Raw genomic sequence first — 10,911 nt, forward strand, 5'->3', positions numbered from 1 at the left:
CTGGTTTGGTCCTGGCAGAAGCCGTCAAGCTCCTCCTTTTTCGGGGAGAGATGGCCGGGAAGTAAGGTTCGGGTACGCCAATCAAACATGCTACTATCGTTCACTGCTATCTAAATCCTTATTTCTTATTCGCCTGCTTCGTAGAATCGACTCGTGCTGAGGGCTGCGAAGCTTGCTGCACGGAATCCTGCTCGGCTTTCTTGTCCACTTTTTCCTGCTTGCGGTTGGCCTTGCGCTCGGCCTTCACGTCCTTCGGCACCTTCGAAAACAACTCCTTCAGGTCCTGGTAGTCGCGCTGGAAAACCAGCCCCGCGCCGGTGCGCACAATTGGCCCGTCGATGTCCTCATAGCTATTCTGGCGGAATACGCGCACCCGCAGGCGGCCGTCGGCCAGCAGCTTGTATTCCAGGCTCACGTCGCCGGTTAGGTTGCTGATGCTACTCTTACCTTGAGTGGATTGGGTGCCGGAGCCGCCGCTTAGGTTAATATCGGTCCCCACGCGCACGGTCAGGCGGTTGTTGAGGAGCTGGCGGCGCACGGCCACGTTCAGGTCGGTGCGGCTGCCCTGGCTGCCATCGGCCCCGTAGGCGGCCTGGTTGGTCAGGCCAAGGTCGAGGCCCAGGCCGGAGAGGTATTTGCCGGTGAGGTTGTTGAGCTGGTCGGTGAGCACGGCGCTGGCGCTGCCGCGCAGCTGGCTGGCCACCAAGCCCTCGCCGCTGCTGGTCTGGAAGGGATTCTGCGCCACAAACCGGCCCAGAATCAGCAGTGAAAACACCTGCTTGCTCTGTTCCGAGGTCTGGTTGGGCTGGCGCAGCTGGGCCAGCTTGGCTTCCACCTGGCCGTTGAGGGCCCCGCGCTGGGCCTCCGGCAGCGTAATATCGAAGCCGATGGTAGGCTTGCTCAGCTGGTCGGTCACGTTTAATATGACACTGAATGGAAGCCGGTTGCGTGCGATGCTCGCGCTGGTGGGGTCATCAGTGCCCTGGCCAGCCAGCAGCTCGGCGGGGGCGGCATCTACCTTATACACGGCCGTAATGTTGAGCGTGGCATTGTACGGGTCGCCGTCCCAGGTAATCGAGGAGCCCCGGCGGATGATGAAATCTCGCTGCGCCAGGCTGTAGAGCGACATGTGGTACTGCCCGCGCGCCACTTCCAGCCGCCCGCTGAGCGTGATGGTGCCATCCGGCGCGATGTTGGTGTTGAGCGTGCCGGCAGCCCGCACTTTCAGGTTGTCGCCACTCACCGGGTCGATAACGATGGTGAACGGCGTGCGGTCCGTAATCGTGACCACGGCCGTCACGTCGTAACCCGAGGCGGCCATTTTCAGCGTGTCGCCGGCGGCCAGCTTGCGCGAAAGCATGGTGTCGAGCGGGGCGCTTTTGTCCACGAATTCCACGATGCCCTCGCGCTCCACCGTTGTGGGCGTGGCCGTAGGCGACTCCACCGTGAGGTTGGAGCCCTGCACCACCGTCACGTTGGTGTTCACCTTAATGAGCGAAACCGGCCCCGTAATCCGGGTTTCGGAGTCGAGCACTAGGCGGCCGTAGAACAACTGGTTGTTTTCGCGGGTGTTGCGCACGGCCAGGAAATTGTTGGTCGTGGCCCGCATATCGAAGGAGTAGTTGACGAAGTCCTTGCTCAACAGGTAGCCATTGATAACAGCCTTGTTCGAAGCCGAATCCAGTACCGTGAAGTTGTTGAAGGCAATGCCCCGGTCATCAAAGGTGAGCGACTGGTTGGGCAGGCGGAACGGCGAGCCCAGCTGTGGCACGATGAAGCCGGCATCGTCCGAGGTATTGAGGGTACCGCGCACCACCGGTGCGCTCGGCGCGCCCGTCAAGGTCAGTTGACCGCGCACGTAGCCGCTGGCGCTGCGCACCTGACCCACCGAGAAGGGCTCAATTAATTTCAGGTTGAGGCGGTTGGCATCCACGGTCAGGTTGAGCGGGGTGGCGCTGCTGGCCAGGTAGGTGCCGCGCACCTGCACGTCGTTGCCCGCGCCGCCCACGGTGCCGGCCGCGCCGCCGGTCAGGCGCGCGTCAATGTCGTAGCGGCTGGGGGCGGGGTTGGTGGCTCGGAAGGCGATATCACCAATCTGGGCTTTCTGGAACACCAGGTTTTTAATGGTGGCATCGGCCGTGAAGGCCTGGTTTTTCTTGCCTAGGTTATCAATCCGGGCGGTGCCGTTGAGGTTGCCGGCCACCAGCGAATCCTGCTGCTGCACGATGCGGGCCAGCTCGGCCAGCTCGAAATTGGTGAACGTGACCCCCAGCGGCGAGGTCCGCACCTGCGGGTTCTGGCTTTGCAGGGCCAGCGTGCTGCGGCCGTTGGTTAGGTTCAGGCCGTCGGCCACTACCTCGCCGGTGGGGTAGTAGCGCACAAAGTTATTCGCGCCCGCCGTCCAGTTCTCGTAGTTGATGACCTGCTCGGGCGCGGCTACGAATTCATACACCACGCTGCTGTTTTTGCCGCCGCCCTGGGCCAGGGCCTGCAAGGTGCCGGCCACCGCCAGCCGCTCGCGGTTGGCCGAGTCGCCGAGGATGGCCACGCGGCTGAACAGCTTATTGTTCGCCACGTTGCCGATGATGCTGGGGCGGCGCAGTTTCAGCGTCGTGTCCTGGGCGGCCTGGGCCAGGCGCAGGCTATAGTCCAGCTTGGCGGGGTCGGAGTCCACGTTCAGGCGCAGCGAATCGAGCTTGTAATTCTGGTAGCGAATGACGGGAATGCTGGTGGTGGCCGTGAGGCGGGCCGCCTGCCGCGAGTAGTCGCCGGCCAGCGTAAAGGGCGAGATTTTCTTCAGCCCCGGCACCAGTTTGGTGGCCAGCGTCGGGTCTTTCAGTTGCAAGGAATACGTAAAATGCCGGTCGGCATTGTTGGCCACGTACTTCACGCCGGGCACGTCGAAATACCGGTCGAGATGCTGCTGCAATTCGGTGGCAATGTCGCCGAGATGCACGTTGCCATCCAGCTTCACGTTGGCAATGTCGGAGGTGATGACGGCCAGCGTGCGGTTGGCATTCTGCACGATGCGGCCGTTGAGCGAGTCGAGCGGAAACGCCTGGTTGTCGCGCACAATCACAATCTTCGTTCCGCTTAACGTGCCGTTCAGCGTGTTCAGGTTGGAGCCGCGCAGGTTGGCCACCAGGTTGCCCTGCACCCGCAAATCGCCGCCGGTATAGAAGCCCAGCGCCGAAAGGTTGGCCCCGCGCAGGTTCAGCTTCGTGACTTCGTAGGTGGGGTTTTTGGCGTCGCGCAGGTTCACCACGGCCGTCAGGTCGAGGTTCAGGTTGGGGTCCGATTTGCTGCTCGCGTTGATGACGTAGCGGTTGCGGTCGAGGTCCACGGTGGCGGCCACGCCGTGGTAGGTGTAGCCGTTGTAGCGGGCGCTCTGCACGTTGGCCTTCACCTGGCCCACCAGCGTGCCGGGGTCTTTCAGGTTGCCGGTGGCGTTGATGCGGCCCGTGGCCGTAACGCGCCCGATGGTGGGGTCCTTCAGCAGCTTGCCAAAATCAAACGCCTTCACCGCGAAGGTGCCCACCAGCGGCTGCCGGCCGTTGGCCTGCGCCTTGCCTAGGTTGCCCGAAAAGGCCAGGTCGCCGTAGCTGGTGCGGGCCTTCAGGTTGGTGTTGAACTGCAGCGTGGTGGGGTAGCCCTTGAAGGTGCCATTCACCGCGAACGTGGGCGGAATGCTGATGTTATTCGGAATGCTGCCCTTCGGCGCGAGGCTCATAATATCGGCCCGCGACGAGCTGAACTGCTGCAAATTGGCATCCACGTACAACCGCCCGTCCACCTCCGGCAGGCCGGTGATGTGGATGCGGGGCGCTTTCACAATGGTGTTGCGCAGGCCCACAAACTCGAAGTTGCGAATGGTCATATCGCCCACGCGGCCCGCAACCAGCCCGTTCACCAGCACGCTCTGGTTGGGGCCGGTGTTGAAGGGCGGCGTGCCGGCCAGTTGCGGGGCCAGGTACAAAATGTCGCGGAAGCCAATGCGGACATCGCGCAAATCGCCGTCAATCTTCAGGTTCGCCAGCTGTTTGGTGTCGCTCAGCGCCGCCAGGTTTTTGTAGCCAATGGCCAGCTTGCGCCGGATGCGCGTGTGCGGCGTAATCAAGTCAAGGCTGTCGAGCCGGATTTGCACCGAGTCGTACACCACGTTAGCCCGCCACGAGGTGATTTCAAAACCGCTCTGTTCCTTGCCCGCCAAGTTGTCGACCTGGGCCGTGGTGCGGTTTTCGGTGTAGCGCAGGTTGTGCGTATTCAGCACGAGGTCGGTAAAGTCGAGGTGGTTGTAGTCGAGAGCGGGCAGGCGGGTCTTCTGCTTGGGCTCGTTGAAGTTGTCGAACTTCACGGCCAGCCCGCTGATATCGGACTCGTTCAGGGTCACCTTCCAGGCCAGGCGCTGGCCTGTGGCGGTCTTGTTCTGGTCGGCTGCCTCATCGAGCTTGCGCACCACCTCGGCGGGATTTACCACCCGCTCTTCCACCGCAATATCCTTGTTCTGAGCGTAGGCGAAGGTGGTATTTTTGAGTGTGAGCTTATCCAGCGCCACCAGCTCTTTTTGCAGGTCAATGTTCTTGGCCGTGATATCAGCCAGGCCAATATTGGTGCTGATATACTGGCCCGACGGCGCGTTCTTATACACGAACCCCACGCTGTCGAGCGTGGCCTGATTAATACCGAACTGCACCGAAATTGGGGTAGTGGGAGCGGCATTATCCACCTGCGGAGCCGTCTTGGTTTGGGTTATGCTGATGGCGGCGCGATGCAGCGCGGCTTTATCCACCTTGTAGATGGACTTATCCACATTCACCTCGTCCATGTTGGCGGTGAACTCGCCGATGCGCGCCCGGATGTCGGAGCCCGTCACCTCATCGAGCTGTGTGAAGTAGACATTGGTGAGCCGCGCCCTGCCAATGTCGTATTTCAGCTTCGAAGCTGTGGTATCTACCGGTGCATTCGGGTCCACGAAAGCGTCGATGATGAAGTCGTAGTTGTTCACCGAGTCGGGCTCGGTGCGCGTGAGGCGCACGCGGCCGTCGTTCAACTCCACGTTGGAAATATTTACCTGGCTGTGCAGCAATGCCCAGATATCGAGGTCGACTCCGAGGTGGCCGACTGACAAAAGCGTGTCGCGCTGCTGGTCGGCCAGGTACACGCCGTCGAGGTTGATGGCGTGGCGGAAGTCGGTCCGGAATTTCCCGATTCTAACCTCCGTTTTGAGTTTGCCGCGCAGGTAGCCCTCGGCTTTGCTGGCCACAAAATCTTGTCCCGAAGGGAATTGCAGGAACACAACCACCCCGATAACGAGGAGCAGGACCAAGGCTATTAGCCCCAGGATTCCGTAGAGGGCACGACGCAGAAAAGTGGACAAAGCGGAAGATAATTAGCAGCAACACAAAGCAAGGGCACCTTCCAAACGCAAAACCAGCGGCTGGGGTTGGCAACTGGCCCGTCGCCCCGCCGGCCGAACGCTACCCGGTCCGGCTGCGTAAGTCCCGGCCCAAGCGGCTGCCCGTGCGCAACCGTTTGAGCATTCCCACGCTATTTCGGCTTCACAAATCCTCTCTCGGCAAGTCCTTATCTTGCGCCTCCCAAACCCCACCGCTTGCCCATGACCATCCGTTTTTCTCTTCCCTACCGCACCGTGTTCGGCCAGCGTCTGGCCGTGTGCGGCTCCCATCCCGACCTCGGCAACTGGCAGCCCACGGCCGCCGCCGACATGCATTACGACGAAGCCAGCACCTGCTGGAGCATCGAGCTGCCCGTGCCCGACGCCGTCGGTGAGCTTACCTATAAGTACGTACTGCGCGACGCCAACACGGGCGGCGAGCACTGGGAAGCCGGCCCCAACCGCGCCATCACCTACGATGCCGCCCGCATGCAGCGCCTGCACCTGGCCGACTATTGGCGCGCCCCCGCCCAACCCGAAAACGAGCTGCTGACCGCCGCTTTCACCAAAGCCCTGTTCCGCCGTCCGGCCAAAGCTGCCGCCGAAGCCCCGGCCGCGCCCGCCAAAAAAACCAAAGCCCCCGCCGCTGCCAAAGGCGCGAAAGTTGCCAAAGCCACGGGGGAATCCGCCACACCAGGCACCAAAAATCAGTCACCAGATACCACTTATCCCGCTGCCGGCGCAACCACCTTTCGCCTCCTCGCTCCGCGCGTAGCGCCGCAGCACGGCCTCTGCATCCTCGGCTCCGACCCCGCGCTGGGGGCCTGGGACAACACCAAAGCCCTGGTGCTTTCGGATGCCGACTACCCCACCTGGAGCGGCACCGTGACGCTGGCCAACCCGGCCGAGGACTGCCTCTATAAGTACGCCATGTGGGATGCCGCCGCTGGCCACGCCCTCGACATGGAAGGCGGCGAAAACCGCGTCATCCCCGCCACGCAGGACCGCACCGTGGCCCGTGTTTTCAACGATGAAGCGTATCAGTATGCTACTAATTGGCGCGGAGCCGGCGTAGCCCTGCCCGTGTTTGCCATGCGCAGCGCTAGTGGCCTTGGGGTAGGGGAGTTCTCCGATTTGAAGCTGCTGGCCGACTGGGCCGTGCAAACTGGCCTCAAGCTATTGCAGATTCTGCCCATCAACGACACCACGGCCACCCACACCTGGGTCGATTCTTACCCCTACGCGGCTATTTCGGTGTTTGCGCTGCATCCGCAGTTCATTCACCTCGAAGGCATTGCCGCGCTCAAGGACAGGAAAGCCGCCAAGGAATTAGCTGCGCTGAAAGTCGAACTCAACGCCAGGGACTTCGTGGACTATGAGCCGATGATGAGCGCCAAGTGGAAGTTTCTCAAGCTACTCTATAAGCAGGAGAAAGCTGCCTTCCTGGCCGATGCCGAATACCGCGAGTTCTACGCCAGCCAAGCTGACTGGCTGGTGCCCTACGCCGCCTTTTCCGCGTTGCGCGACCGATACCACACCGCCGATTTTCAGGAGTGGCCCAAGGAGTTTCGCACCCCTAAAAACCTAACGAAGCTGACTGCCGAAACCGCCGCCGACTACGATGACTACGGCCTGTTCTTCTTCACCCAATACCACCTCGACAAGCAGTTGCGCGCCGCCGTGGACTACGCCCGCTCCCGTGGCGTGGTGCTGAAGGGCGACCTGCCCATCGGCATCTACCGCCACTCCGTCGATGCCTGGACCCAGCCCGAGCTGTACCACATGGACAGCCAGGCCGGTGCCCCGCCCGATGATTTCTCCACCACCGGCCAGAACTGGCGCTTCCCCACCTACAACTGGCAGCGCATGGCCGAGGACGGCTACCTGTGGTGGAAGCAGCGCATGGGCCACCTCGCCCGCTACTTCGATACGCTGCGCATCGACCACATCCTGGGCTTTTTCCGCATCTGGGAAATGCCGATTGAGTCGGTGGAGGGCCTGCTGGGGCACTTTGCGCCGGCCCTGCCGCTGCACCGCCACGAGATTGAGCAGCGCTTGGGCTGGTTCGATTACTCGCGCCTCTGCGAGCCCTACATCCGCTGGCACATGCTCCAGGATATCTTCCAAGGCGAGGCTCAGGCCGTGTTCGACGAGTACCTGGACGATGCCAGCTACGGCCGCATCCACCTCAAGGAAGCCGTGAGCGACCAGCGCAAAATCGAAGCCTACATCGCCCAAAAAGTAGCCGCTCAGCCTGAGCACGCCGAGTATTTCGCCTGGCTGCAAAAGGGACTTTTTGCCCTGGTGAACGAAGTCCTCTTCGTGCCCGCCGGCAACGACTTCTACCACCCGCGCATCACCCTGAATAAGAGCTACTCGTTCCGCGAGCTGGACTCCGATGAGGACCGCCGCCGTTTGTACGACGACATTTACGTGGACTTCTTCTTCCGCCGCCACGAGGAATTCTGGCGGCAGCAGGGCCTCACCAAGTTGCCGCCCGTGCGCTACGCCACCGACATGCTCATCTGCGGCGAAGACCTGGGCATGGTGCCCGCCTCGGTGCCCGGCGTGATGAAAGAGCTCGGCATCCTGGGCCTGAACGTGCAGCGCATGCCCGCCAACCCCGAAGTCGAGTTCAGCCACCCCGATGCCGCCGCCTACCTGAGCGTGGTCACGCCCAGTAGCCACGATACCAGCACCGTACGCGGCTGGTGGGAGGAGGACCGGGTGCGCACCCAGCGCTTCTTCGAAACCATCCTCGGCCACTGGCGCGAGGTGGCTCCGTTCTACTGCGAGCCTTGGGTGGCACGCGAAATCCTGGTGCAGCACCTGCACTCGCCGGCCATGTGGGCCATTTTCCCGCTCCAGGATTTGCTGGCTATCGACAGCCACCTGCGCCGGGCCAACCCGCATGAGGAGCAAATCAACGTGCCCAGCAACCCCACGCACTTCTGGAAGTACCGCCTGCACCTGCCGCTGGAAGAGCTGGTGGAGGCCGTGGGCTTCAATGAGCCGCTGCGGACGCTGGTGGCAGCCAGCGGCCGGGCGTAGCGCCGGCAGCCTGCAGTTTGGTAATTGCCCAAATCAAAAGGGCCACTCAACGTTGTTGAGTGGCCCTTTTGATTTGTTTTGGCAGATGGTCAATTCCGCACCACGCGCACCATTTGGGTGCCGGTTTTCAGTTGCAGGCGCACGAAGTACAAACCTGCCGGCTGGGCACTCAGGTCGAAGCGCAGGGTGCCTGCGGGCGTAGCGGTTGCCGCAGCATTTACCCGGGTTCCCAGCACGGTGGTAACTTCGGTAGCAACTACTTCGGCGGCCGGGGTCCATATTTCGAACCGGCCGGTGCTGGGATTGGGCACGGCCACGGCCTGGGCGGCCACGGTGCCTTTCACCGCCACCACCGGCGCGAAGCTGAACGTGCCGTCCGTATCGGTTTGGCGCAGGCGGTAGTAAGCCGTGCCAGGCAGCGGGGTTTTGTCTTCAAAAGCATAGTCCAGCCGCTGGGTCGATGCACCGGCCCCTTTTACCGTGCCGATGCCCTCAAACTCCGCCCCGTTCACGCTACGCTCCACCGTGAAGTAGGCGCTGTTTTTCTCGCTGGCCGTAGCCCAGGCCACCGCAACGGTAGCGCCCGTGCGCCTGGCTTCAAACGAAACCAGCTCAACTGGCAGTGCCCCATCTACCCGCGACGAAACCGAGAACGGGGAGAAGCTGGTGATGCCCGTGCGGGTAGCCACGTAAGGCCCGGCGCCCGTAACGCCCAATTCGGCCTTGTACACGTCCCACGCGCCACCGGTGTAGTGGTTGATGTGGGCTTGGGCATTGATAAAATTGGCTGTTGCTTCGCTCGCGCTCCACTGGAGCGTCATGCCCACCTTGGTGGGGTTGGCCGGCACTTCCTTGCCGATGAGCCATGTTTTGTTGACCACTTCCGACGCTATCGGTACAGCACCGGGCGCATTGCTGGCATCGTACGTCTTAGCCACTCCGTTGAGCACCCGCACTTCAAAAATATCGTCGCTGTCGGTCGAGGTCTGTTGCAGTGTGACGGGGTTATATAAGGTGAAGCTGCCGCCAACCGGGAATTTGACCACCGTGCCCGGTGCCGAGGTGCTGCTGGCCCGGGGCACCAGCATCCGCAGGCGGCCTTTGCCATCCGCCACCACATAAGCGGTGGCCGAAAAGGTGGGGAAGCTGCCCAGCACCGTCAGGTTATGGTCGCCCAGCACCAGGTTAGAGCCATCGGCAATGGTCAGCGTGCCTGCCACAACGGTCGTGCCGGCAAGAGACTTTGGGTTCGTGCTGCGGTCGGTGCCTGCGTTGCCCCCGTTGATTTTCAGATTGCCATACTGGCCCGCCTGAACTGCTTGCGGGATGGTGCTGCTAATGTATTCCACCAGGCTGGTCGGGGCCAGGTTGCCCAGCGTGAAGCCCGGGCTGGTGGGGTGGTTGTTGTAGAAGTAAGAGTCTTTGCTTACATCAATCGTCCCCACGATGTTTTTCGAGTTGCCGAGCCGCAGGGTGGCGGGCACTGCGGCAGTACCCACCACAATTTTGGAGTTGTCCCCGCTAACCGTCCATGTTGTACCGCTCTGGCGTTCAACGGGGGTGGTAGCATCCGGGCTCTGCACATAAAAAGTCTGGTTAGCCGAGCTGAAGTCGGCCGGTGTTATGCCGCCGCCATCAGGCTGGGTGTGCCAGTTGGCCAGCACATCCAGATTTCCCGCCGGGGCAGAATAAAATACGTTGGTTTCGGGCGTCACCACCACATCGTCAATGCTCAGGCCATTGCCATTGGTGTTGGCGTTCAGAGCATACGACCACCGAATCATGATTTCATCGCCCACGGCCAGGTTGATGCCGCTCAGGGTAGTGCTGGCCAAGCGGCGGTTGGCGGCGGCGTTGCCATCCCGTGCCCCGATGGTGGTGGCCGTCGATGGCGCGTTGACCGCCAGCGCCGGGATGTCGGTCCAGGTTCCGGTTGCCTCCCGCAAGCTGCTCACCGAAGGCAGTATCAGGTACGATACCGATACCTGCGCCGCCGTATTGTACGTGGAGTTAAACCACTGCTCCATGGCGTAGCTGATTTCCAGATTCTTTATGATAGTGGCCGTGGTCCCGTTTTTGAAACGGATGCCAACGTAGCCAATTCCGCTGGTGGTGCCCGTCACGAAGCCGCCAATGCCCCCGAAAGCCCGGTCGGCGCTATTGGCCCCACTCGCGTCGCCGAAGTGGTAGTAGTTTGCCGCCGGCGTATTGCCGTCGTTGGACGCAAAGGAGGGGGGAAGGTAGTTATAGCTGTTGCCAGGGCCAAACTCAGCTTCGGCATACAATTCCGGGCTGGCAGCTACCTGATTGCCCGTCATCGCAACCGTGCCGGTAAAGGTGTTGAAATCCTGCTTGTAAGGGTTAAGATTGTTGTCGGTGAAGGCGTAGGACTGGCCCTGCGCAAAGCCGTTCAATAGCAGCCCGATAGCAAAAAACAGCCAGGTACAAGTAATTTTCATGGTATG

Annotated in this window: 3 protein-coding genes; 1 reads left to right on the plus strand and 2 read right to left on the minus strand. The window is 61.7% G+C overall.

Annotated features, from left to right (window positions below; translation table 11 throughout):
* Positions 1–118: 118 nt before the first annotated feature.
* Positions 119–5,377: a translocation/assembly module TamB domain-containing protein gene (locus tag ACVWYF_RS18925; RefSeq protein WP_457070952.1), complete on the minus strand. Its 5,259-nt coding sequence runs from the start codon at positions 5,375–5,377 to the stop codon at positions 119–121.
* Between the two features lie 240 nt (positions 5,378–5,617).
* On the opposite strand from ACVWYF_RS18925, the gene ACVWYF_RS18930 reads away from it, so the two are divergent.
* On the plus strand, positions 5,618–8,446 hold the full coding sequence (locus ACVWYF_RS18930) for a 4-alpha-glucanotransferase (RefSeq protein ID WP_457070954.1): 2,829 nt from the start codon (positions 5,618–5,620) through the stop codon (positions 8,444–8,446).
* Positions 8,447–8,535: 89 nt separating this feature from the next.
* On the opposite strand, the gene ACVWYF_RS18935 is transcribed toward ACVWYF_RS18930, so the two are convergent.
* Positions 8,536–10,905, minus strand: a complete 2,370-nt coding sequence (locus tag ACVWYF_RS18935) for a T9SS type A sorting domain-containing protein (RefSeq protein ID WP_457070956.1) — start codon at positions 10,903–10,905, stop codon at positions 8,536–8,538.
* Positions 10,906–10,911 lie beyond the last annotated feature (6 nt).

This window comes from Hymenobacter sp. UYAg731, from assembly GCF_054061335.1.

What these genes read in the sequence shown, in the direction of transcription:
- ACVWYF_RS18930 (WP_457070954.1), top strand. Translation starts at nt 5,618, where the DNA reads ATGACCATCCGTTTTTCTCTTCCCTACCGCACCGTGTTCGGCCAGCGT.
- ACVWYF_RS18935 (WP_457070956.1), bottom strand. Translation starts at nt 10,905, where the DNA reads ATGAAAATTACTTGTACCTGGCTGTTTTTTGCTATCGGGCTGCTATTG.